This window comes from Thalassospira sp. (genome assembly GCF_048059015.1).
In the GTDB taxonomy this organism is placed as follows: domain Bacteria; phylum Pseudomonadota; class Alphaproteobacteria; order Rhodospirillales; family Thalassospiraceae; genus Thalassospira.
Genome location: NZ_JBLLNT010000007.1, coordinates 19,558 through 43,453, shown reverse-complemented (window position 1 = coordinate 43,453; position 23,896 = coordinate 19,558). Strand labels below are relative to the sequence as shown.

Here is a 23,896-nt window from a genome sequence, read left to right as displayed (position 1 = left end):
GCGGACGTGTTTTGCGCGGTTGTGTTTTGAGCCGCTGCAATACAATATACGTATCAAAGAGATACAAAACGGATAAGGTCCATGAGCAACAGACTGATTGAAACCCTTGCTGGTGCTGCCGTCATCGCAGTCGCGGTTGGCTTTGCTGCCTATTCATATTCCCGGGCAGGCATCGACACCGTTGATGGCTATGAAATCAAGGCCAGCTTCAATAGCATTGATGGTCTGTCTGTTGGCAATGATGTGCGCGTTTCCGGCGTAAAAGTCGGAAGTGTGACGGGACAGGATCTTGATCCGAAGACCTATATGGCCGTGATCAAAATGTCTGTGCGCTCTGATCTTGAGCTGCCACTTGATAGCTCGGCCAAGATTGCCTCTGACGGATTGCTGGGCGGCAAGTTTGTTGCCCTTGAGCCGGGTGGCGATATCGAGATGATCGAAGAAGGTGGTGAGATCGAATACACCCAAGGATCGGTGAACCTTGAAGATTTGATCGGTCAGGTTATCTATTCCTCCACGAGCAGCAGCGGCGATCAGTAAGATCGAGCGCGCTTTGTGGTATCAGCCATGATTTCGCCTGTTTTGACCGCGATTGTCGGCCCTCATGCAGGCAGGTAGCGTGAAGTGACGCTTACCAACGCGATAATGTCGGAGCGGTTTATGAAAAAGACCGATAATGTGCAGCACTTTCCAACCTGGCAGGCGACCGATGGTTCGCCGCTGTCATGTGTGGAAAAGATCAAAGTCCTGAATGACAATTTCGATGAATTGCGCGAAATGATGCAGGATGCGCTCGAAGACGCCTTGCTTATGGGTTGTGACGAAGAACAGTTTCGCAATGTGATGCGCTATGTCGTCGCCGAGCTGCACAATCCCTATGACAAAAGCGACAAACAGGACTGAATAACCAGATGAAACGATCTTTTGCGATTGCCGCGATTTGTTCGACATGTGCAATGATCGGAACGGCTGTGGCGGCCCTCGATTATCGTCCGGCACCCGTCGCCCAGTTGCAGGGGCTTGATAAAATCACTGCACGCATTTCAACCTTCGAGGTGCTGGTCGGGCAGGTGGCAAGTTTCGGGACGCTCGAAATTCGGGTTGATGCCTGCTATCGCACGCCACCTGAAGAACGTCCGGAAAGTGCTACTTTCCTTGATATCGCTGATATTCGCGATGATGGTCGTTCGACCCGTGAACAGCTGTTTTCGGGTTGGATGTTTGCATCAAGCCCCGGCCTTTCGGCGTTGGAGCACCCGGTCTATGACGTGTGGCTGAAGGAATGTCTTAATCCGGAAGATGCTGTTTCCGGATCGGATACACCGGCGCAACAAGGCCAACCTGCACCGGAAGAGCCATAAGCCAATTTCAAAGCTGATCGTTTCGCGGTCAGCTTTTTTGATTCGGATGAAATGACATGGAAAGCCATTGGAAAACAAAGGATTTCAAGTCACTTTGATCGAATTTGGCGGCTTGGAAATGTTGTGATCCACTATATTTAATTGTTCGTATGTTGTCTAAAATATGGCAAATAATGCGGCGATTGTTTCCTCATTCGAAAATATGTGTTGCCATAGCACTGGCTTGAGAGCACCGGGTCTGCCTGTCATCCTCAGTTCACATTTATTGCGGCGCAGCAGTGATCTGCGCCTGTCGAACATGAGGGAATAGACAATGTTGAACTCACTTAAAAAAGCAGGCGTTGCACTTGTTGTCGCTGCTGGTCTTTCTGGTGCTGCTTTCTCGGTACAGGCTGCCGAAAGCTACAAGCTTGATCCGACCCACACCAGCGTCATTTTCATTGTGAACCACCTTGGCTTCTCCAATTACCAGGGCCGTTTTGGCGGCGTATCGGGCGAGCTGACCCTTGATCGCGAAAACCCGGCAGGTTCGTCGGCAATCATCAATATCGACCTGACCCAGGTTGATAGCGGCGTCGAAGCGCTTGATAACCACATGAAAACCGCTGATTTCCTTGATGTCGAAAATCACCCGACCGCAACTTTCAAAAGCACCTCGGTTGAGCTGGTTGGTGAAGATCTGCCAAAATCACCGGTGATCTGACCCTTCTTGGTCAGTCCAAACCGCTTGTTCTTGAAGTGTCGCTGACCGGCGAAGGTGATCATCCGATGACTGGTGATCATGTTCTTGGTTTCTCCGCTGACGGTGTTGTCATCCGTTCTGAATACGGCATGAACTTCCTTGTTCCTGCTGTTAGCGACGAAGTAACGCTTCAGATTTCCTCTGAGTTCCTGCTTCAGAAGTAATCGACTGATGACGGGCTTGGCGGATGGGGAAGTACCCATCCGCCAACGCCTTTTTGCGTATTGCGCCAATCGATCCGGTAAGGAAATTCATCATGGCGATCAAAAGTCACAAAACAGAATTCGGCAGTGTCACCAAAAGCCTGCATTGGCTGATGGCGGCATTGATCATCGGTGTCTTTTCCATCGGCTGGTATATGGATTTCTTGCCACTTGGCATGGCCAAACTTGAATGGATGTCGCGTCACAAGTCGCTTGGCGTAACCGTTTTGATGCTGGTTTCCTTGCGCATCGTCTGGCGTCTGTGTGAGCCGACCCCGGATGCACTTGGCAAGCACAAGATCGAGCGCCTTGCAGCCAAACTTGGCCATCTCGCGTTCTATGGGGTGATGATCGCCATGCCGATGACCGGCTGGATGATGTCATCAGCGGCCAACTATCCGGTCAGTGTGTTTGGTCTGTTTACGCTGCCAAATCTGGTGGCGCCGGATCAGGGGCTTTTTGAGGCCCTCAAGACTGCGCATTGGGCCATTTCATGGGTGATTGTTGCACTGGTCGTGGGCCATGTTGCGGCCGCTCTTAAACATCATTTCATTGATCGTGATGCAACGCTGCGCCGCATGTTGCCGGGCAGTGATTTGGATCAGGCGGGTGATCAGGTGCCGGTTTCAACCGCACGCACCGTCAAGGAGAGTTCATAATGCGTTTTAACCTTCAATCACTCAAACGCCAGGCTGTTGCAGCTGGTGTTTTTGCGACCGTGATGACAACGGGGTTGTCCGCGCAGGCGGCCGAACAGTGGAACGTTGTTGCTGATGAAAGTTCGGTTGAATTTACCGGAACCCAGTTGGGGGCGGAATTCACCGGTGCGTTCGAAGCATTCACCGCAAACATCACCTTTTCGCCAGATGATCTTGCCGGTTCCTCGGTTGAGGTTTTGATCGATATCGCTTCTGCCAATACCCAGAGCGCGGACCGTGATTCGCAGATCGTTGCACCGGATTGGTTTGATGCCGCGCAATGGCCAACGGCAAAGTTTGTAACGAAGTCGTTCACTGAAATTTCCGAAGGCAAATACGAAGCGGTCGCTGAACTGACCATTCGTGATGTGACCCGCGAAGTGGTGCTGCCATTTGATCTTGTGATCGCGGATAATGCTGCTGACGCCGTTGGCGTTGTGACGATCAAGCGCACCGACTTTGGTGTGGGGCAGGGTCAATGGACCGACACCAGTCAGGTTGGCGATGACGTCACCATCAAGGTCACGATCAACGCGACCAAATAAGCCATCAGTTGCTTGAAGTGCCAAAGGGCGGGGAGAAGTTCCCGCCCTTTATTTATGTCGCGAACTTTGCTTATTTCGCGGGGATCAGGATCGCGCGCAGGCTTTTGCGATCGCCGTTGAAATAGGTGCCATCAACGGCTGTGGGGACGCCCGGAACAGTTAGTTCTTCGGTATATTGCCAGAAGCTCCAATCAGCCCATTCCACCGGAATTGTCGGTTCATCCACACCATATTCAGCAATCCAAAGCTGGTTGCGTGGAAAATGTTCACGCATTGCATGTTCCCAGAACTTCCGACCGGTATAAATGATTGGATGACGGCCGTAATGCTGTTCAAGCTTTGTCAGGAAAATACCGAACTGTTCATGCAGGTTTCCGGCAACGGGCGGCTTGATCCGTTCGATATCGACGACCGGTGGTAAATCACCGGGTTCTAACGTGACGTTCTTGATGAACCAGTCTGCCTGTCGCGCACCATCATCATTGGTTTCATAAAAATGATACGCCCCGCGGAGGATGCCCGCCTTTTGCGCCTTGGCAAAATGATCGACAAAGGTCGGATCAAGATAATCCAGCCCATCAGTCGCCTTCACAAAGGCAAACACAAAGCCGCTATTATGCACGCGATGCCAATCGATATCGCCGTTGTGATGGGATGTATCAATGCCATGCAGTTTGCCGTCTTTGGGCACAGTATCCGCTGCAAATGCAGCAGGAGAATTTAATAGCCCAAAGTGACTTGCCATCATGAATGCAAGGGTGGAGTGGCGGAGAAATTGTGTGATACGCAATTTTGGCATGCTCAATTATCTGCCCGCATTCAACGAAATTGATATGTGCTGCCAGATATCATAGCGCGCCGGTAATTTTTGCCAAGCCGGACAGGGTTTATGCCGTCAGGCTTGGCAATCTTAGTGTTAGTGCGTGTTTACTGTGCGACAGGGCTAGGCGCGTGCACGCTCACGAAGGTTCGATAGGAAACTTTCAACAGCGTTATCAAGAGATACGGCTTCCGCCACCAGCTTTTCAGCAGATCCCGCTAGGTGGTTTGTGCCCGTAGATACTTTGACGGCGTTTTGATTAACCGTCTCAATCCGCTGGGATACCTCGCTCGTGCCATCAGAAGCTTGTTGTACGTTGCGGGATATTTCGCCGATGGCCGCATGTTGTTGTTCAACAGCAGCTGCAATCGCGCTTGAGCTATCGGCGACCGATGCAATGGTTTGGGAAATGCGACGAATGGCGTCAACGGCTTCAGACGTTTCATTTTGAACAGACAAGATCTGCTGGTTGATTTCCTCTGTCGCTTTGGCCGTTTGGTTTGCAAGGTTTTTAACCTCGCTTGCGACAACAGCGAACCCTTTGCCGGCATCGCCTGCGCGGGCGGCCTCTATGGTCGCATTGAGTGCAAGCAAGTTGGTTTGTTCAGCAATGTCACCGATCAGTTTGGCAACATCGCCAATCCGCTGAGCAGAGTCTGCAAGGCCAGTAACTGTCTCGTTTGTGCGCGCGGCTTCTGCGTTGGCACGATTTGCAATGTCTGCCGAACTTGCAATCTGTTGTGCGATTTCATCAGATGAGGCGCTCAGTTGTTCTGTTGCGGCAGAGACGGTCTGGACATTGGTGGATGTCTCGTTGGTTGCCGCAGCCACTGCATTGGACAGCTCGCTGTTCATGTTGGTGGCATCGCGCATTTCATCGGTTGCCGATTGCATTTCCTTGATCGAACCGGCAATCGAGCCGATCAGGCCTTTAACCTGTCCTTCAAGGGAGTCTGCCATATCAAACAGGGCCTGTTGACGGTCGGCTTCGGCCTTTTGTTCCAGAGTGCGCTGGTTTTCTTGCAGTTTGACGTTTTCACGTGCCTGTTCGCGGAAGGAAACCACTGTTCGCGCCATGTCGCCAACTTCGTCTTTGCGTTTCTGGCCTTCGATATGGCCGTCAAGATCACCTGACGAGATCACCTGCATACGCGATGCAAGCTTCTGAAGGCCACCCGTGATATCGCGACCAATCATAAGGCCGGTCGTTGCCATGATGGCAAGAATGCCAAAACCGATCAGCACGACATAGGTGGCTTGCTCAACAAAGGCGGCCTCGACATCATCAATATAGATGCCGGTGCCAACGATCGTGCCCCAGGGCAAGGGGTGGGCAAAAGACAGCTTTTCAAATGTCAGTTCTTTGTCCTGACCCGGTTTGGGCCAGTAATAGGACGAAAATCCGCCGTTTTCCGCGCTGCCTGCCGTGATGAGATCGCGGATGAAGTAATTACCTGCAGAATCCTGAAGTTCACCAAGGTTCTTGCCGACCAGAGCCGGATTTGCCCCGTGCATTTCGGTCATGCCGTCCTTGGCGAAAACAAAGAAATAGCCGATGTCGCCATCATATTTTCCAGCGCCCACCACTTCATGAAACTGGTCGATTGCCTCTTGCTGGGTCAGCACACCCGAGGTGGCCTTGTTTTGATAATGACGCGCGATCGTCACGACATATTCCGTCGCAGCACGTATTTTTTCTTTACGGTCTTCAAGCAAAGTACCGCGTAGTTCAATCAGTTGGACTACGGCAATTGCGATAACCGCGATCAATGCCAGCATTGAAAGGGCGATGATTTTGTAACCGATCTTCAGATTACCAAGCATGTTTTCCTCCCGCCAAATGACTGGCAGTGTCAAAGTTAATTAATTTATTATGTAGTTATAATATAAAGTTCGAGAGTGCAATTCTTCATCCGTTTTACGGAAAGTTATTTCACGATGTGGAATTTGTGCTGAGGTTTGATCGGACACTTGTTCGGGCCGACAGGGCGAAACGCTTGATACGTTCTAGGTCCTCAACCAAAAAGAAAGAGCCACCCTTCAATAGGGTGGCTCCTTGGTCGCATCCATTTAGGTTGTTGCTTTGTCAATCACTTGCGCGTTTGCGCAGATCATCGAGGAAGGTTTCAACTGCTTCATCGAGTGACCGGGCTTCTTGCACCAGTTTTTCGGCTGAATGAGCCAGTTGGCTGGTGCCAGACGAAACGCGACCAGCGTTCTTGTTTACGGTTTCGATACGCTGGGACACTTCGCTGGTGCCGTTTGCTGCCTGCTGAACGTTGCGCGAAATTTCACCGATTGCCGCATGCTGTTCTTCGATGGCGGCCGCAATCGCGGTCGAGCTGTCAGCGACTTGCGCGATGGTTTCTGAAATCAGGCGGATGGCCTCAACGGCTTCGCCGGTCTCGTTTTGAACGGACAGGATCTGCTGGTTGATTTCCTCGGTCGCCTTGGCGGTCTGGTTTGCAAGGTTTTTAACCTCGCTTGCGACCACGGCAAACCCTTTGCCGGCATCACCGGCACGCGCGGCTTCGATCGTGGCGTTAAGGGCCAGAAGGTTGGTCTGTTCGGCAATGTCACCAATCAGTTTGGCAACATCGCCGATTTTCTGGGCTGCATCGGCAAGGCCGGTAACAGTCTGGTTGGTGCGGGCGGCCTGTTCGTTGGCCTGGTTGGCGATGTTTGCCGATTGGGAAATCTGATGGGCGATCTCATCACTGGATGCCGTGAGTTCCTCGGTCGCAGCAGAAACGGTTTGAACATTCGATGATGTTTGGGTCGTCGCCGTTGCCACGGCAGCAGAAAGCTGGCTGTTGGTGTTGCTGGCCTCTTCCATGCTGGTGGTGGCTTTTTTCATTTCCGTGATGGACCCGCCGATCGACTGGATCAGGCCCTTAACGCGCTGCTCAAGACTGTCAGCCATGTTGGTGATGTCCTGACGGCGTTGTTTGTCGGCCTTGGTTTCCAGTTCGTGTTGGCGCTCCTGAAGTTTCTTGTTTTCTTGTGCTTGGGCACGGAAGGAAACAACGGTTCGGGCCATATCGCCAACTTCATCACCACGGTTCTGACCTTCGATTGAACCTTCAAGATGACCATCGGCGATTTCTGCCATGCGGGCTGAAAGCTTGCCAAGGCCGACCGTAATGTTGCGACCAATCGCAAGCGACGTCACGGTCAAAATCACGATGACAATCGCAATGATAACCAGTGTGATCACAGCCTGTTCCCAAAAGGCGGCGTCAACATCATCGATATAGATGCCTGTTCCGATCACATGCCCCCACGGCAGGGTGGCGGCAAAGGACAGCTTTTCAAAAAGTTGCTCTTTGGGCTGGTTGGGCTTTGGCCACCAATAGGAGAAAAATCCGCCTTGCGGGTTCTTGCCGGCCTTGAGCATATCCTGAATGATAAAGTTGCCGGTCGGGTCCTTGATCTGGCTCATGTTGGTGCCGACCAGGGCTGCGTTCGCACCATGCATCATGTTGACGCCCTTGGCGTCATAGGCAAAGAAATAGCCTGTGCCATTGTCGAACTTCGATGCAGCAGCAGCGCGATAAAACTCTTTCTGCGCGTCTTCAAGGCTTAACTCCCCGGCCTTGACGCGGTCCTGATAGGACTGGGCTGAGGTCAGCACCATGGAAACCGTTGCCTGAATTTTGTCCTTGCGGTCCTCAAGGAGTGCATCGCGCAACGCAAACAGTTCAAATGCCGAGATCGCCAAAAGGGCAATCAGCGACAGCAATGAGAGGCTTGCGACCTTTTTACCAATCCTGATGTTTTGAAGCATGATCTGTACCCATTTTCTTGCCGTTTCCGTCCGAGCCAAGGTTCGGAGATTTATACCAAAGCACTTTTATTCTTGGTTTTTCGTAGGTTGGCCTGTCAAAAAGTATAGGCACGTTCCTTGTGTGATTTCACCAACTATTTTCAAGGTGAGATCACTATATCTTCTTGGAATATCAGTGTTTTGTACTTTGATTATGCCGGAAGTTAGCTGCCGTGTTTCCGGTGCTGAGCATATGTTGGGATGCGTGGGCACAAAAAAAACACCTGCCTTTAAGGACAGGTGTTTTTATTTTAGCGCTGCGATCTTGGCTGTTAATCAGGCCAGATGTTTGCCAAGGAATGTGATGGCAATGCCAAGGCCTTCTTCATCAATCCCGTGCTGAAGGTTTGGCCGTTCCGTCAGGGATACGTCAATGCCATTGGCTTCAAGTGTGCCTTTGGCCAGGCGTGATGCTTCGATCGGCACAACCGGGTCCGCAGTACCGTGAACCAGTGCCACAGGCGGACGGGATTTAAGTTCTGCCGCAAAGGCAGCTTCGCCAAGAAGTGCACCTGAGAAGCCGACAACGCCGGCAAGCTGTTTCGAACGGCGGGGGGCGGTCTGAAGTGACATCATCGTTCCTTGTGAAAAGCCGACCAGCGCGATCTTGTCTTCGCTAATGCCATGGCTTTCCATCACATGATCGATAAAGTCATGGATGAAGGATGCATTCTTGTTTGCCCCTTCGGCCATGGCTGCAAGTGCCCCTGACATCGTTTCAGGCGCACGGCGCAGGAATTCCGGATCATATTCGGCCAGGCTGAACCACTGGCGGCCAAACGGCGACATCTCGCACGGGAGCGGTGCATTCGGCGAATAGAAGGTCGTATCGGGCAGGGCACGTGCCAGATGCGGAGCCAGTCCAATCAAATCGTTTCCATCTGCGCCATAACCATGCAGTAAGATGACAACGCTTTTGGTTGTGCCTGATGCTGCTGCCAACATCGGCCCGGACAATAAAGTATCGCTACTCATTATGACTTTCCTGTTTATTCCTTTCTCTCTGCTTAGCAACGCGGCGCGCTGACCACCAGTTATTTTTCTGCTGTGCAATCAGATGAACTACCGCATTGCGATAGTAATGTGCCGAAATGTTCGCGCCCTGTGGATAACTTTGTGGATTGAAAATTAGCTATTCGGCAGATTTCGAATTTGCATTCAGGATTTTCAGGCCTTGTGATTAGATTTATATGCCTTGGTATAGTTTTTCCGAATTCCCCATTTGGTGAGGTGTGGAATATGAGCCTGGAAATAAAATAAGTTAAATCAAAGGATTGCGGATGATATTGAGCATTTGGTCAGTTTTGGTATTCCAAAAAATCAAGGACGGCTGGTTGAAATGAAAATGAAACATCGCGAAAAGGTAGGGCGATGTGGTTATGAAATTCAACGATGTGGATTTTTTGAGACGACCGGTCATTAAAACCCGTCTTTTGCCGTGCTTCATTCTATGCCACAAGAATTCTTCCGGCTTGCCGGATGCCCCACACGAACACCCAATGAACTGAGGCCCAAATGAACCGCACGCGCCGCTGGTTCGGTAAGGGAGATCGACGTGTATTGTCGTTGACCCTGCCGATTATTCTGTCCAATGCGACCGTCCCATTGCTTGGCGCGGTAGATACGGCGGTAGTCGGGCATCTTGATAGTCCGCATTATATTGGCGCCGTTGCGATTGGCGCGCTGATTTTTTCCTATGTGTTTTGGAGCTTTGGCTTCTTGCGCATGGCGACAACCGGGCTTGCAGCACAGGCCTATGGTCGTCGAGATGCCAACGGGGTTCGTGCCGTCTTTGCGCGTGCAGCGGTGATTGCCGTTGTTGCCGGTCTGGCAGTGATGCTGTTGCAGTGGCCAATCATTGAATTGGCGATGTCGTTGATTGCGCCGACACCTGCGGTCGAGGCCGCAGCACGCGATTACTTCCATGTACGCATTTGGGCTGCACCCGCGACCTTGATGCAATATTGCATGTTGGGTTGGCTGCTTGCCATGCGGGACAGCAAGGCTGTTTTCATCTTCCAGATTGTCCTGAACTCGCTGAATATCATTCTCGATATCCTGTTCGTGCAGGGTTTCGGATGGGAAGTCCGCGGCGTTGCCGGTGCAACGGTGATTGCCGATTATTCCGGTGTATTACTTGGCTGGTTCCTGATGCGTCCGCATCTCAAACGACTTGGCGGTACCTGGCGCGGGATTGGCATCCTGGATCGAGCACAGCTTGCCAAACTGATGAAAATCAATGGCGATATTTTTATCCGCACCATGGCGCTGACATCGGCCTTCGCACTGTTTACCAGTTTCTCTGCCCGATTTGGCGAAGTCACCCTTGCCGCAAACGCGGTTCTGCAGAATTTCCTGATGTTTGGTTCATTTGCGCTTGATGGATTTGCCCATGCGGCCGAAACGCTGGTTGGTCAGGCTTATGGCGCGGAGCGGCGCAAACAGTTCCTGTGGGCGGTGCGCAAGACAACGATCTGGGGAATTGTATCGGCGTTTGCCATGGCGATTGTCTTTGCCATTGCCGGACCGTGGATCATTGATGCGCTGACCAGCATCCCGGAAGTACGCGACGCGTCATATGAATACCTGCTGTGGGCCGTAATCCTGCCGATTACGGGCGTGCTAGGTTTTCAGTTTGATGGGGTGTTTTTGGGCGCAATGCAGACCAAACACTGGCGCAACATGATGCTGTTATCTGTTGCGATCTATGCCGTGTTTGCCTGGTGGGCCGTGGCGATGGAAAGCAACCACATGCTTTGGGCGGCATTTAACGCGTTCTTCCTGCTGCGCGGCGTCACGCTATCAATCCTGTTCCCGACCATCATTCCGGATCGTCGGGCGCAAGCGGCCTGATTTTGTGCGCTGAAGAAACGATTAGTCTGCGTCAGAAACGGGCAGGGTGGTGCTGTTTTTGACTTCGTGCAGGGTGAAGCTTGATTTCATGTTGGCAACGCCCGGAAGCTTCATCATCACTTCAGACAGGAAGCGCTGATAGGATGCCGGGTCCGGCACAACAATGCGCATCATGTAATCCTGATTGCCCACCATGGCGTAGCAATCAACGATTTCCGGATGTTCCTGAACCGCAGTTTCAAAGCGACGCAGCGACGGTTCGTCATGCTGGGTCAGGGAAACGGTGACAAAGACATTCACGCCAAGCTGAAGATGTGCCGGGTCAAGCAGGGCGACATATTTGCGGATCACACCGCTTTCTTCGAGCTTGCGAAGGCGACGCAGGCAAGGCGAAACAGACAGGCCGACCTTGTCAGCCAATTCGACCATGGAGATTCGCCCATCTTCCTGAATTTCACAAAGAATTTTGCGATCAATTGCGTCGAATCCGTTGCGCGCCATGGCGTGCCACACTCCTTTGGACGATACCGTGCCCGGCCAAAAGCCGGTTTGTGAGACTTTGAGTTCAACGGGCGGATTTTGCTAAAATCGGTCGCACCCGTAAGTATTTTCTGCTGCGCGATAAGCCATGACTTGGCGTTTCTGTCAATCTTTGCGTAGTCGTACGGAGCATTTTTTACGGCTTATCACTGTATTTGGCAGGCCTCTTTTGCCCAATGTTTAGAGCCGCTTTAAGCTTGCAAGAAATAAGCAATCCCAGTATGTCCTTCAATTCCTTGGAATGCTTGGGTTTGTGAGCATCTGCAGCGGAACTTATCATTGCCGCGTGCCACCTGGTCAGTGTAGTATAATCGTACCAATTTACTTATTTCGATTGTGGTTATTCTCCTGTCGGGAGCTGGGAGAGGTTGGCAAGGCCGACCGCGTTACTGAAAGGCACATATGGTGGACGCTGCGCAAAATACGCCGGGATATAACCTGGTTACAATTGGCGAGCATAAAATCAATATTCGTCCGGCGGTTCTTGAAGACCTGCCAAATGTTGTTGGTCTTGATGATCGGACCACGGGTCTGCGCAAGCCAGAATATTGGGACGATCTGTTTACCCGCTACGGTAACCGCAAGGATTCCCGCTTTTTCCTGATCGCCGAAGAAAATGACACGCTGCTTGGCTGCATTTTCGGTGAAGTGCGTTCTTGGGAGTTTAACTCTGTCCCATGTGGCTGGGTTGGCACCGTAAGTGTCGAACCGGACCTTCGCATGGGCGGCATCGGTACGATCCTTTATAACGAAATTTGCCGTTGCTTCCGCAATGCCGGTGTGACCAAGGTCCGCACCATGATCCCGCGTGATGCAACTGATCTGATGTCATTCTTCAGGTCCCAGGGCATGATGGCCGGTCCCTTTATCCAGCTTGAAACCGATATGGAAGAGGGGGCTTAAGCCATGATGTCCTTGCAAAAGGCAACTCTGTTTGCCCTCTATGCTGTTCTGGAACTGGCCGAAGATACAGATCGCCAGCTTTCCGCATCGGAAATCGCCGAACGCTACAATATTTCGACCAACCATTTGGCAAAGGTCTTGCGTGATTTGGGTCGTGCGGGGCTTGTTGAGTCCGTTCGTGGTGCCGGTGGTGGTTATCGTTTCTGCGGCAATGCCAAGCGCACGACACTTCTCGATGTTGTGCAGTTGTTTGAAGAGGTCGGCACAGGCCCATCCAACAGCATCGTTCAGGAAACCAATGCGGGTGCGGCATTGTCGCTTGTGATGGACGAGATCGAAGAAATCACACACGCGACGCTGCTGTCGATTACGATTGAAACCATGCTGAAGCTTATGCGCAAACGGCGCCCGGAAAAGCCAAGTTCGACCGGATTGTTCCGCGCGGTTTAGCCCGTTTCGCTGATACCAAGATACAAAAAAGGCCGTCAGAGCAATCTGACGGCCTTTTTGATTTGCTTGATGCGCTTCGATCAGTTTTCGCTGGTTGCCGGTGCTGATTCGGCTGCTACTTCCGGCGTCTCTGCGGCTGCGGCCTTCGGGGCTGCTTTCTTGCGCGGACGACGCGGAGCGCGTTTCTTTTCTTCAGGCTTTGCTGCCGGTGCAGATTCGGCCTCGGAAGCTACTTCGGTCGTTGAAGCTGCTGCTGCTTCGGTAGCCGGGGCTTCTTCGACGTCTTTCTTGGGGGCGCGACGTGGAGACTTTGCCCGTGTGGTTTTCGGCTTGGCCGATTTCGCAGCGGACTTGCGCGTTTTGGCTTTTGGTTCTTCCTCGACTTCTGCCTCCGGCTTCTTGCCAAGGCTTGATGCCGGGACCTGGGTCAGAAGGAAGTTCGGAACATGATCGCCAAAGCCGATGATCGTTTTATCGTCGCGGTCATCACGGTCGCGGCGATTGTTACGGTTCGGACGATCATTGCGATCGTGGCGTTCATAGTTGCCCTTGGCTTCAGGTGCAGGCGCCTTTTTCGGCTCTGCTTCCTTGGCCTTTGCGGGGGCTTCTGCCTGTGCCGGTGCTGCGGCCTCTGCTGCCGGACGGTCGTTTGACTTTGCCTGACGTGCAGGTTTGTCATCGCGATTGTTCGATTTGCGGCTTTTCTTGTTGCGACGCTTCTTGCCGGTGAAGTCGAGTTCAAGTGTCTCGATACCGTCAATTTCGGTCAGCGGAATGTCTTTGTTGATCGTCTTGTTGATCGCAGCAACCAGCTTGCCGTCTTCTGGCACAGCAAGGGTGAAAGCCTTGCCGTCGCGGCCTGCGCGACCGGTACGACCGGTACGGTGTACGTAATCTTCGGCGTTGAACGGAACGTCGAAGTTAAAGACGTGGGAAACATCAGCAATGTCGATACCGCGTGCCGCAACGTCAGAGCAAACCAGCAAGGTAATCTCACCCGATTTGAACTTCGCAAGCGTTTCGGTACGTTCGCTTTGCGCCATGTCACCATGCATGCGACCAGCGTTAAAGCCGTGCTTGGTCAGGGACTTGTAGAGAATATCGACGTCTTTTTTGCGGTTACAGAACACAAAGGCGTTCTTAACACTTTCCGAACGGATCAGACGACGCAGCGCTTCACGTTTGTCGAAATCGTCCAGAACCAGAAGCTTGTGTTCAACAGTTGCTGCCATGCTTGAGGGCGGCGCAACGGTGATTTCTTTTGGATTGGACAGGAATTTGTCAGCAAGGCGACGAATTTCCTTGGGCATGGTTGCCGAGAAGAAAAGCGTCTGGCGCTGTTTGGGCAGCATATTGACGATCTTTTCGATGTCGGGAATGAAGCCCATGTCGAGCATGCGGTCAGCTTCATCGATCACAAGCAGTTTGCAATCAGACAGCAGAAGCTTGCCACGCTCAAATGTGTCAATCAGGCGACCCGGCGTTGCGATGATAACATCCGCACCCTTTTCCAGGATCTTGCCCTGTTCGACAGCAGATTCGCCACCAATGATCAGCGCCTTCGACAGCGACATGTATTTGCCATAGGTGTCGAAGTTTGCTGCAACCTGGGTTGCCAGTTCACGGGTCGGTTCCAGAATGATGGAACGCGGCATGCGCATGCGGGCGCGACCATGATGCAGGATATCAAGCATCGGCAGGGTGAAGCTGGCAGTTTTACCCGTACCCGTTTGCGCACAGCCCAGAATGTCACGTGCCATCAGCACCGACGGAATAGCTTGGGCCTGGATCGGGGTTGGGGTGTCGTAGCCGGCGTCTGCGACGGCTTTGAGGATATCTTCGCTCAGACCGAGATCGGCGAAATTCATATGGTTCGTTTTCCCGCAATAGAATGCGTTGATGTAAAGCTGACAGTCAAAAATCTGTTTGCGTCGTAAAGCCAACCCTTAATTAAGTCAAGAAAAACGCCGCAAAATTACCATGGAAAACCCATTCGGACCTGTTTGAGAGGCTTGTTTGCAACAATTTGGCAGCGTAACCTGCCAAAACAGATAATGCACAGGGGAGAAAAGCCGTGCTGATGGATGCAACACGCGCAAGTTTACTGATTATCGACGTTCAGGAAAAACTTTACCCGGCCTGCCAGGAACCAGAACAGATCGTCGCTAACTGCTGTTTTCTGGTGAAATGCGCCAATCGACTTGGTGTTCCGGTAATTTTGACCGAACAATATCCCAAAGGCCTTGGTCATACGGCAAAGGACATTCTTGATCTGGTTGAAAAGCCGGGTGATGCGGCCGCAGGCGGAAATGTTGTATCCAAAGTCGCGTTTTCTGCGGTTCCGGCTGATGGTTTCATTGAAAAAATGGAAGAAACCCCGGGCCGTGATCAGGTCGTGGTGGCAGGCATGGAGACCCATGTCTGTGTATTGCAAACCGTGATGGAGCTGCTGGAGCGCGGACGTGAAGTTTATGTTGTTGCCGATGCCGTGACGTCGCGCAGCATGTCTGACAAGATCTTCGGCATTGAACGCATGCGCGATGCCGGGGCAAAGATCGTTACGCGTGAAAGCGTGATGTTTGAATGGCTGCGTGTAGCAGGCACACCAGAGTTCAAGGAATTGAGCGCGCTGATTAAATGACCGCGAACAATCACGACAATGCCGGGCACGCACAAGCTGATGGCGTGCCCGTTGTGTTTTTATCGGGCATGCTGGCCGATCAACGTATGTGGGACCGTGCGCTTGATGCTTATGGTCGGCTGTCTACATCTGACGGAGTGGCAATCAAGCCGGTTTTCTGCGAGCTGTTTGATCAGGAAACCGTCGCCGATATGGCAATAAAGGCTCTGGTAAGCGCGCCAGACCAATTTGCATTGGTTGGCATGTCGATGGGTGGATATGTTGCCTTTGAAATTCTTCGACGTGCACCGGATCGTGTGACGCATCTGATGTTGGTCAATACCCGTGCAACATCAGACAGTGAAACCGTAAAACGCCGCCGCATCCTGTTGGCAAAGATCGCCGGTCGGGCAACCCCGTTTCAGGGGATTAATGATGCGGTGCTTGATGACATGGTTCATCCTGCAAACCGCAGCGATCAGGAAATGATCACACTGCTTGGCGATATGGCCGAACAGGCTGGTGCAGATACTTTCATGCGCCAAAGCATCGCCGTTGCCAATCGACCAGATAGCATGGCGTTGCTACCCCATATCAATATGCCAACAGCCGTGATGGTCGGGGAGGCCGATAAGGTGATATCCCCCGAAAGCCATCATGAAATGGCTGCCGAAATTACCGGTGCCAGTTACACTGAGGTCGCGGGGGCTGCGCACTATGTGCCACTGGAACAGCCCGGATTATTCGCCCAATCATTGGCCGATCTTTTGGCGCGTTAAGCGTCCGTCTTTATCCTAGCAGGACACAAGGAACGGGCTGCAATAGCGGTCATCGTTGTTGCGCAGGTGACGCGGGAACAGCTGATAATTGATCGTGTCGGCGTTGCTTTGGATCTGTGCTTCAAACTGATCGCGGTTATAGCGTGCACGCGTTTCAGAAATGATGCTGTCGCCATTGCAGAAACCAAACCGGACAATCACCCGATCACTGGTGGGATCATTGCCCACTGACTGAGGATCTGTGCAAAGCGTATCGCGCATCGTTGTTTGGGCGGGGCTGACTACCACAACAACCCGGTTTTCCGGTTTGATGGTTTCATTGTCCGCAACGTCCGTGGGATCAGTCACATAGCGCAGACGTGGCGGATAGCCGTGATTGGATAGGGACTCTGCCCAAAACTCCGCCAGGAAGGTGTTTTCCTGATCAACAACCTCGATCAGCATTATGCGGCTTGGCGCGCCAGCAGTCTTGAAACTTTCGGTTTCCGTAACGTTGTAATAGGGTTTTTCGACAAGAGCGACGTTACAGCCTGCCAATAGCGCTATTCCACCAATCGCAGCTACCAGACTTGGTTTCGGTCTTCTGGGCATGCTCATTGGATTTCTCCTTTGATGCTTTAATTGATCATAAGATCATCGCGCCCGAATGTGATCAGAAAATGGGGACGTCACGCCAACGTTTTCAGGTGGACCTGATTAGAATACGGACCGCCCGATTGCGCGGATCAACATTTCCAATGCCCGGATGCCTGCGGCGGAATTGCCCCGTTGATCAAGGCGGGGTGACCAGACGCAAACGGAAAATTCACCGGGAATCACGCCAATGATACCGCCGCCCACACCACTTTTGGCAGGGATTCCAACCGTAAAGGCAAAATCACCAACCCCGTCATACATGCCACATGTCAGCATAAGTGCGTTGATGCGGCTGGTTTCATCGGCCGGGATGACTTGCTTGCCATCAAGCCCAATACCCTTGCAGGCAAGGAAGCGGCAAGCACGCGCCATTTCGCGGGCGGTCATGGCGATCGAGCATTGCTTGAAGTAGGCGCGCACAACGTCTTCGACCGGGTTATCTAGCTTGCCAAAGCTTTTCATCAAATAGGCAATTGCACGGTTGCGATCCCCGTGCAGATGCTCAGAAAGATAGACATCGTTATCAACACGGATGTTCGGGTTTCCGCAAAGTTGCGCCAGAAATTCGGCAGCTGATCTGTCCGGATTGGCGTATCGCGACGTGATCAAATCGGCCACACGGATTGCACCGGCATTGATGAACGGGTTTCGCGGAATACCGTTTTCTTGTTCAAGCTGGATCAGCGAATTAAACGCCGATCCTGATGGCTCACGGCGAACAAACTGCCAAAGCTCATCGCCATAGGCCCGTTGTGCTAATGCAAGGGCAAAGACCTTGGACATGCTTTGAATGGAAAAGGGCAGGTCGGCCATGCCGATCGCATGTTCCTCGCCGTCCGTGCCGCAGATCACCATCGCAAAATGGTCATCAGGCACATCCGAAAGGGCCGGAATATAATCGGCCTTGCGCGCGGTGCCGAAATCAGCAGTCGCGACATGTTCGGCGATCTGTTCGAGGATGGCGGCATAATTGTGGGACATTATGCGATCCTGTGGTTGCTAGCTGGGGAAAGCGGACAAAAAACCCGGCACGCATGGCCGGGTTTTTACAATAATCAAAATGCCGATCAGACGTCGATATCCTCGACGAAACGGGCATGTTCCTGAATGAACTGGAAACGCAGCTCCGGCTTTTTGCCCATCAGGCGATTGACCAGATCCTTGGTTTGACCGCGTTCATCGGGTTCGGCCGCATCAGGAAGCGTAACACGCAGCAATGTGCGCTTCTTGTGCGCCATTGTCGTTTCACGCAGCTGCTGCGGGGGCATTTCACCCAGACCCTTAAATCGGGAAATCTCGACCTTGTTCGGGTTCTTGAATTCACGTTCGAGAATGACTTCCTTCTCGGCATCATCCATCGCATAGATCGATTTGCCACCCTGGGTCAGACGATAAAGCGGCGGCATCGCAAGATAGAGATGACCGCTTTCGATCAGACCCGGCATCTCCTGATAGAAGAAAGTCATCAGAAGCGACGCAATATGGGCACCATCGACGTCAGCATCGGTCATGATGATGATGCGTTCATACCGCAGATCGGTCAGACGGAAATCGGAACCGGAACCGCAGCCAAAGGCTTCGATCATGTCCTTGATTTCCTGGTTGGCCATCATCTTTTCATAGGTGGCTGACGCAACGTTCAGGATCTTACCACGCAGTGGCAATACAGCCTGGGTTTCACGATCACGTGCCTGTTTGGCAGAACCACCTGCCGAGTCACCCTCAACCAGGAAGATTTCAGTGCCAGCGGCAATTGAACGCGAACAGTCGGCAAGCTTACCCGGAAGACGCAGACGGCGGGTTGCCGACTGACGTTTGGTTTCCTTTTTCTCCTTGCGGCGCTGACGTTCCTCAGCGCGCAGGATAATGCGTTCCAGAAGCTTCTTGGCATTTTCGGTATCACCGGTCAGCCAATGGTCAAAATGGTCACGAACCGCGGTTTCAACCAGTTTGGTTGCACCTTGGGTGCCCAGTTTTTCCTTGGTTTGGCCCTGGAACTGCGGGTCCGGGATAAAGACCGAAAGCATGATGCAACCGCCGCCAAACACGTCCTCGGCGGTGATCGCTGCTGCCTTTTTCTGACCGGTCATGTCGCCATAGGACTTGATCGCCTTGGTCAGGGCATAACGGAAACCAGCTTCGTGCGTACCGCCAAGCGGGGTCGGGACGGTGTTACAGTATGAATGGAAATAGCCTTCGCCGCTTTCCGGCCAGCCAATTGCCCATTCGACGCGACCCGCGCTCTCAGAAAACTTTGCTTCGCCAGCAAACGGGCGTTCGGTCACAAGGTCACGTCCCTCAAGGGTCATCTCAAGGTAATCGAGAATACCGTTTGGGAATTTCAGGACTTCTTGCTGCGGGGTCGGGTCGTCACTGGTCAGAAGGCTCGGGTCAACAGACCAACGGATTTCCACACCCTTGTAAAGATACGCTTTGGAGCGTGCCATGCGGAAGATCGTGGCCGCCTTCAGCTTGGCGCGCGCACCAAAAATCTCGGGATCGGGTTTGAAAATAACCGTGGTGCCGCGGCGATTATTGATCGCGCCGCCATCCTGCAAGGGCGACTGCGGTACACCGCGCGAATATTCCTGAAACACCATTTTGCGGTCACGGCAAACTTCAACGCGGAACTTTTCGGTCAGCGCGTTCACCACCGACATACCCACACCGTGCAGACCGCCCGACGTTTCATATGCCTTGCCCGAGAACTTACCACCCGAGTGCAGGGTGGTAAGAATGACCTCAAGGGCCGACTTGTCGGGGAACTTCGGATGCGGATCGGTCGGGATACCACGGCCGTTATCGCGGACAAGAACAGTGTTGTCCGGTTTTAGTTCCAGTTCGATCCAGTCAGCATGGCCTGCGACCGCTTCGTCCATCGAGTTATCGAGAATTTCCGCGACCAGGTGATGCAAGGCGGCATCATCCGTGCCACCGATATACATACCAGGGCGTCGACGGACAGGCTCAAGGCCTTCGAGAACTTCAATATCCTTGGCGGAATAAGCTTTGTCTGTAGATTGGTTTGAATCTTCAAAAAGGTCGGTCATGCCCCGGAACGCAACTTCTTTTAATTGTGTTAAAACAAGGTCCAACAACGCATACCTGTTGATCGATATTGAGCGTTGGATGCCTCGGCGCTAAACGAGTACCATATGTTTGCTGGTGGGCGCCATATGTCGGTTAGCAAAGCCCATAAAAATGTGTTTTTAAGTCCAATGCAAGTGGTGGTCTTAGGCCGAGGTCACATTTTCCGTGCAGTGGCGCAGAAAACCGAGACCGGGAGGTCCAATAAAAAAATTGGCATGTCATAATTCCCATGCCCGAAACAGGAGTGAGCCTGATGGCGACAGAGAATGAGCAATCCCAATACGCGGAAAATACCATGCCGCGCGGTGATCTTTGCACCCGAACCCTGGCAATGCCCGCAGACACCAACCCAAGCGGGGATATCTTTGGTGGCTGGCTGATGTCACAGATGGATATCGCCGGTGGCGTTCTGGCAAGCCAGATTGCAGAAGGCCGTATTGCCACGGTTGCCGTTGATGGCATGACGTTCCTGCGTCCGGTCTATGTCGGCGATACGGTTTGCGTTTATGGCGATATAGAAAAGATCGGTAATACGTCGATTATCCTGCATCTTGAAGCATGGGTGCTGCGCCGTAACCAGCCGCCGCGCATCAAGGTGACCGAGGCAACCTTTACCTTTGTTGCGATCGACGCCGAAGGCCGTCCGCGCCCGGTCCGCAAGGACGAAGCAGACGCGTAAGCAAACGAGTAAAGATACAGGAGCCCCGCCATGCAGAACCGGTTTGGAACACGTTATGTGATCAGTCTGGTGGTTGCAGGCGGGGCTCTGTTGTTTTCGGCCCCGATTGTGGCGGGTGAGGCGGATGTTGTTGCCGCATCCGCCACCAAATCAGCAGACGGGACTTATCAGTTCAACGTTACGGTAGCGCATGATGATAACGGTTGGGATCACTATGCCAATGTCTGGCAGGTGGTCGGTCCGGATGGTGCTGTGCTTGGCGAACGCGAACTTCTACATCCACATGTCGAAGAACAACCCTTTACCCGATCCCTCTCGGGCGTGAGGATTCCATCGGATGTTCACGCTGTTACCATTCGTGCCGGTGATCTTGTGCATGAGTTTGGGGGGATTGAGTTAATGCTTGATCTGCCCACCGATGCAGGTCAGTCGACATCGACCAAGAACTAGGTTTTGCTGGCGGCAGGGACCGTCAAACGACGATCCCTGCAATGATCTTTACCAGCTTGCTTTGGCAACGCGGATGAAGTTCTCACCCATGATTTTATCGACATCATCGGTCGAATAGCCGGTTGCAATCAGCGCATCGGCAAGGGCAGGGAGCTTACGGGGATCAAACACCGCCGCACCGCCAGCCGCCGGGCCATAGCCACTGCTTGCGGGCCAGTAATAGTCCTTGTCCACCCCATCAGGGAAGTCATCACAACCGGCCACAGACGGCATGGTATCCAAGCCGATGCCGACATGATCAACACCGACCAGATCGACCGCATATTTGATATGGCGCACCATATCGGGCACTTCCGGTGCGTTGGGTGACTTGATGAAACGCTGGAAGCCGCAAATGCCGATCACACCGTCGGTATCGGCACAGGCCTTGATCTGTTCATCATCAACGCAGCGTTCATGACCGCCAAGAACCTTCGGATTGGCGTGACTAAACACGATAGGTTTTGAAGATACCCGCATGATATCAAGCGAACTTTGCCGACCCGTATGGGAGCAATCCATGATCATGCCGCTGGCATTGACCGCCTTGACCATTTCAACACCCAGATCGGTCAGCGGGATATCAACATCATGACACCCGCCCGAGACTGAATTGTTGCGGTTATAGGCAAAGTGGATTTGCTTCACGCCAAGCTTGGCAAAGACCGGGACCATTTCCGGCATGTCTTGGAGCATCACCGACCCTTCAAGATCAAAGCCAACGCCAAGCAGTCCTTTTTGCTTGGCGATTGCCAGATCATCAAAGCTTTCGATCTGCATGTATTTGTCGGGGTGGGCGGCGATCTTGGCGCGGAACGCGGCGATGACGCGCATGATATGCGCGATGCTGTTCATGTCCATGCCGACATTGACACAGACATAATCGACATTGCCCTTCACATACTCGTCCAGAAGGTTAGCCGGTGTTTTTTCATCAAGCGGCAGACAGGCATGCGCATCCCAGGTGAAGCTTGGGCGATAAAGGGGCGGGCGCGTCGGGTTGGTGGCAATCGTCATTCAAACCTATCCTGTTTTCGTGGGGCGTTGGTCAGTCCCAATCGACAAAGCTGTCAACGACTGCCCGGTCATACCCCGCAGCAGCCTTATAAAGCTGTTGGGAGTATGGATGCTCAAGCGTGCCTTCTGCAAGCTGGCTTGCGGTGGCCCGTTCAACAATGCGGCCATGGTTCATGATGGCAATATCGTCACACATATGAGCCACAACCGCGAGGTCGTGACTGACCATGATATAGGTCAGGCCAAGTTCACGGCGCAACCGACCCAAAAGGTTGAGAACTTCTGCCTGGATCGAGACATCAAGGGCAGATGTCGGTTCATCAAGCAGCAAGATCTTCGGTTCCAAAATCAGGGCACGGGCAATGGCAACACGTTGGCGCTGTCCACCCGAAAGCTGATGCGGGTAGCGGAACCGGAACGAGTTATCCAGACCAACCTGCTTAAGGGCCTCAACCACGCGGGCATCAGAATTGCCAAGGCCATGGATATTGACCGGCTCGGTCAGAATGCGGTCGATGGTGTGACGTGGATGCAGTGATCCGAACGGGTCCTGAAATACCATCTGGGCAAGGCGGTAAAACGCCTTGTCGCGTTTGGCGCCAAGTTCCTTGTCATTGACGACAATTTTGCCTTCCCAGTCATCAACCAACCCGGTAATGGTGCGAAGAACGGTGGACTTGCCAGACCCGGACTCGCCCACCAGACCGAACGAGCCGTTTTTCGGAACGGTGATATCGAAGTCTTTCAAGACGTGATGATCGTCAAACCATGCATTGAGTTTTGAAATCTCAATCATTTCATTGTGCCTCCGCCCAGCTTGCTTCACGTTCAAGGATTGGCAGATCACTGTGATCGCCATCCATTTTTGGCAAGCAGTTCAAAAGGCCCTTGGTGTAGGGGTGTTTGGCTTCGTGCAGGGCAGATGCCTTAAGCTCTTCGACGACAAGGCCTTGATACATCACAAGAACCCGGTCGCAGAAGCTCGAAACCAGATGTAAGTCATGGCTGATAAAAATCAGCGCCATGCCACGATCCCGCACAAGATCATCGAGAATAGCCATGACCTGAAGCTGGACCGTGACATCAAGGGCCGATGTCGGTTCATCTGCAATGATCAGTTCCGGTTCAGGGATCAGCATCATGGCGATCATCACGCGTTGGCCCATGCCGCCTGAAACTTCGTGCGGATAGGAATTGAAAACGCGTTCAGGGTCGCGAATTTTAACTGCCTCAAGCATATCAATCGCGCGGTGGCGGGCTTCTTTGGAGCTGACCTTGTGATGTTCGCGGTATGCTTCAATGATCTGATCGCCGATGGTCATGACAGGGTTTAGCGAATATTTCGGGTCCTGCATGATCATGGAAATGCGCGCACCACGCACCTTGCGCCATTGCTTTGGCGTCAGGTTTGCGAGATCGACATCATGAAACAGCAATTCATCGGCGGCGATTTTGCCGTTTGCTGCCGTCAGGCCAAGAATGGCGCGCCCGGTTTGTGATTTGCCGGAACCTGATTCACCCACAATGCCAAGGCGTTCACGTCCAAGTTTAAACGAAACACCACGCACAGCATTCACATCCCCCTTCAGGGTGTTAAAGGTGACGCGCAGGTTCTTTACGCTTAGAAGATTATCGATGCTCATGA

General features: G+C 52.7%; 26 protein-coding genes. 14 read left to right on the top strand and 12 right to left on the bottom strand.

The window, feature by feature from the left end; genetic code table 11:
* Positions 1–81: 81 nt before the first annotated feature.
* The 7 genes from mlaD to ACMZ66_RS10995 all read left to right on the top strand — a co-directional run bounded on the left by mlaD (position 82) and on the right by ACMZ66_RS10995 (position 3,549).
* A complete protein-coding gene (mlaD, locus tag ACMZ66_RS11025; RefSeq protein WP_416937255.1) occupies positions 82–540 on the top strand; it encodes an outer membrane lipid asymmetry maintenance protein MlaD in 459 nt (152 codons plus the stop codon).
* A 120-nt stretch (positions 541–660) separates the two neighbouring features.
* Positions 661–903 carry a hypothetical protein gene (locus tag ACMZ66_RS11020; protein ID WP_416937254.1) on the top strand — a complete coding sequence of 81 codons (243 nt, stop codon included), beginning with the start codon at positions 661–663 and terminating at the stop codon, positions 901–903.
* 8 nt (positions 904–911) lie between these two features.
* On the top strand, positions 912–1,361 hold the full coding sequence (locus ACMZ66_RS11015; RefSeq protein ID WP_416937253.1) for a DUF2155 domain-containing protein: 450 nt from the start codon (positions 912–914) through the stop codon (positions 1,359–1,361).
* 313 nt (positions 1,362–1,674) lie between these two features.
* A complete protein-coding gene (locus ACMZ66_RS11010) occupies positions 1,675–2,064 on the top strand; it encodes a YceI family protein (protein WP_416937252.1) in 390 nt (129 codons plus the stop codon).
* Between the two features lie 35 nt (positions 2,065–2,099).
* Complete coding sequence (locus ACMZ66_RS11005; RefSeq protein WP_416937251.1) at positions 2,100–2,267, top strand: YceI family protein; 168 nt, start codon at positions 2,100–2,102, stop codon at positions 2,265–2,267.
* Positions 2,268–2,359: 92 nt separating this feature from the next.
* On the top strand, positions 2,360–2,965 hold the full coding sequence (locus ACMZ66_RS11000) for a cytochrome b (protein ID WP_416937250.1): 606 nt from the start codon (positions 2,360–2,362) through the stop codon (positions 2,963–2,965).
* Complete coding sequence (locus ACMZ66_RS10995) at positions 2,965–3,549, top strand: YceI family protein (protein ID WP_416937249.1); 585 nt, start codon at positions 2,965–2,967, stop codon at positions 3,547–3,549. The genes ACMZ66_RS11000 and ACMZ66_RS10995 overlap by 1 nt, the downstream gene beginning before the upstream one ends.
* 70 nt (positions 3,550–3,619) lie before the next feature.
* Here the strand turns inward: ACMZ66_RS10995 and ACMZ66_RS10990 are convergent, their stop codons facing one another.
* The 4 genes from ACMZ66_RS10990 to ACMZ66_RS10975 all read right to left on the bottom strand — a co-directional run bounded on the left by ACMZ66_RS10990 (position 3,620) and on the right by ACMZ66_RS10975 (position 9,170).
* On the bottom strand, positions 3,620–4,240 hold the full coding sequence (locus tag ACMZ66_RS10990; RefSeq protein WP_416937248.1) for a glycoside hydrolase family 25 protein: 621 nt from the start codon (positions 4,238–4,240) through the stop codon (positions 3,620–3,622).
* Positions 4,241–4,492: 252 nt separating this feature from the next.
* Positions 4,493–6,193 carry a methyl-accepting chemotaxis protein gene (locus ACMZ66_RS10985; protein WP_416937247.1) on the bottom strand — a complete coding sequence of 567 codons (1,701 nt, stop codon included), beginning with the start codon at positions 6,191–6,193 and terminating at the stop codon, positions 4,493–4,495.
* 262 nt (positions 6,194–6,455) lie between these two features.
* Positions 6,456–8,156, bottom strand: coding sequence for a methyl-accepting chemotaxis protein (locus tag ACMZ66_RS10980; protein ID WP_416937246.1), 1,701 nt, complete (start codon positions 8,154–8,156; stop codon positions 6,456–6,458).
* A gap of 315 nt (positions 8,157–8,471) precedes the next feature.
* The gene (locus ACMZ66_RS10975; RefSeq protein WP_416937245.1) at positions 8,472–9,170 is read right to left on the bottom strand and encodes an alpha/beta hydrolase; all 699 of its coding nucleotides are present in this window, start codon (positions 9,168–9,170) and stop codon (positions 8,472–8,474) included.
* Positions 9,171–9,710: 540 nt separating this feature from the next.
* On the opposite strand from ACMZ66_RS10975, the gene ACMZ66_RS10970 reads away from it, so the two are divergent.
* On the top strand, positions 9,711–11,048 hold the full coding sequence (locus tag ACMZ66_RS10970; protein ID WP_416937244.1) for an MATE family efflux transporter: 1,338 nt from the start codon (positions 9,711–9,713) through the stop codon (positions 11,046–11,048).
* A 21-nt stretch (positions 11,049–11,069) separates the two neighbouring features.
* Here the strand turns inward: ACMZ66_RS10970 and ACMZ66_RS10965 are convergent, their stop codons facing one another.
* Entirely contained in the window at positions 11,070–11,549 is a 480-nt protein-coding gene (locus ACMZ66_RS10965; RefSeq protein WP_416937243.1) for an Lrp/AsnC family transcriptional regulator, read from the bottom strand.
* Between the two features lie 441 nt (positions 11,550–11,990).
* Here ACMZ66_RS10965 and ACMZ66_RS10960 point away from each other — a divergent pair, with 441 nt between their 5' ends.
* Positions 11,991–12,491, top strand: coding sequence for a GNAT family N-acetyltransferase (locus ACMZ66_RS10960; protein ID WP_416937242.1), 501 nt, complete (start codon positions 11,991–11,993; stop codon positions 12,489–12,491).
* A gap of 3 nt (positions 12,492–12,494) precedes the next feature.
* Positions 12,495–12,941, top strand: a complete 447-nt coding sequence (locus tag ACMZ66_RS10955; RefSeq protein WP_416937241.1) for an Rrf2 family transcriptional regulator — start codon at positions 12,495–12,497, stop codon at positions 12,939–12,941.
* An 80-nt stretch (positions 12,942–13,021) separates the two neighbouring features.
* Here the strand turns inward: ACMZ66_RS10955 and ACMZ66_RS10950 are convergent, their stop codons facing one another.
* Complete coding sequence (locus ACMZ66_RS10950; RefSeq protein ID WP_416937240.1) at positions 13,022–14,809, bottom strand: DEAD/DEAH box helicase; 1,788 nt, start codon at positions 14,807–14,809, stop codon at positions 13,022–13,024.
* 212 nt (positions 14,810–15,021) lie between these two features.
* On the opposite strand from ACMZ66_RS10950, the gene ACMZ66_RS10945 reads away from it, so the two are divergent.
* Complete coding sequence (locus ACMZ66_RS10945; protein WP_416937444.1) at positions 15,022–15,582, top strand: hydrolase; 561 nt, start codon at positions 15,022–15,024, stop codon at positions 15,580–15,582.
* Positions 15,579–16,340: an alpha/beta fold hydrolase gene (locus ACMZ66_RS10940; protein WP_416937239.1), complete on the top strand. Its 762-nt coding sequence runs from the start codon at positions 15,579–15,581 to the stop codon at positions 16,338–16,340. The genes ACMZ66_RS10945 and ACMZ66_RS10940 overlap by 4 nt, the downstream gene beginning before the upstream one ends.
* A 15-nt stretch (positions 16,341–16,355) precedes the next feature.
* Here ACMZ66_RS10940 and ACMZ66_RS10935 read toward each other — a convergent pair whose 3' ends face one another.
* The 3 genes from ACMZ66_RS10935 to parE form a co-directional block, all read right to left on the bottom strand.
* A complete protein-coding gene (locus tag ACMZ66_RS10935; protein ID WP_416937238.1) occupies positions 16,356–16,937 on the bottom strand; it encodes a hypothetical protein in 582 nt (193 codons plus the stop codon).
* 99 nt (positions 16,938–17,036) lie between these two features.
* Positions 17,037–17,957 (bottom strand): glutaminase, encoded by a 921-nt coding sequence (locus tag ACMZ66_RS10930; RefSeq protein WP_416937237.1) that lies wholly within the window; start codon positions 17,955–17,957, stop codon positions 17,037–17,039.
* Between the two features lie 86 nt (positions 17,958–18,043).
* Positions 18,044–20,026, bottom strand: coding sequence for a DNA topoisomerase IV subunit B (parE, locus tag ACMZ66_RS10925; protein ID WP_416937236.1), 1,983 nt, complete (start codon positions 20,024–20,026; stop codon positions 18,044–18,046).
* 293 nt (positions 20,027–20,319) lie between these two features.
* Between parE and ACMZ66_RS10920 the strand changes: the two genes are divergently transcribed.
* Positions 20,320–20,745: an acyl-CoA thioesterase gene (locus ACMZ66_RS10920; RefSeq protein WP_416937235.1), complete on the top strand. Its 426-nt coding sequence runs from the start codon at positions 20,320–20,322 to the stop codon at positions 20,743–20,745.
* Positions 20,746–20,775: 30 nt separating this feature from the next.
* Positions 20,776–21,195: a hypothetical protein gene (locus ACMZ66_RS10915; protein ID WP_416937234.1), complete on the top strand. Its 420-nt coding sequence runs from the start codon at positions 20,776–20,778 to the stop codon at positions 21,193–21,195.
* A gap of 48 nt (positions 21,196–21,243) precedes the next feature.
* On the opposite strand, the gene ACMZ66_RS10910 is transcribed toward ACMZ66_RS10915, so the two are convergent.
* Genes ACMZ66_RS10910 through ACMZ66_RS10900 form a run of 3 tightly spaced genes read right to left on the bottom strand, consistent with a single transcriptional unit; the run spans position 21,244 to position 23,894 of the window.
* The gene (locus ACMZ66_RS10910) at positions 21,244–22,251 is read right to left on the bottom strand and encodes a dipeptidase (RefSeq protein ID WP_416937233.1); all 1,008 of its coding nucleotides are present in this window, start codon (positions 22,249–22,251) and stop codon (positions 21,244–21,246) included.
* 31 nt (positions 22,252–22,282) lie between these two features.
* Entirely contained in the window at positions 22,283–23,047 is a 765-nt protein-coding gene (locus ACMZ66_RS10905; RefSeq protein ID WP_416937232.1) for an ABC transporter ATP-binding protein, read from the bottom strand.
* 1 nt (position 23,048) lies between these two features.
* The gene (locus ACMZ66_RS10900) at positions 23,049–23,894 is read right to left on the bottom strand and encodes an ABC transporter ATP-binding protein (protein ID WP_416937231.1); all 846 of its coding nucleotides are present in this window, start codon (positions 23,892–23,894) and stop codon (positions 23,049–23,051) included.
* Positions 23,895–23,896: the final 2 nt, after the last annotated feature.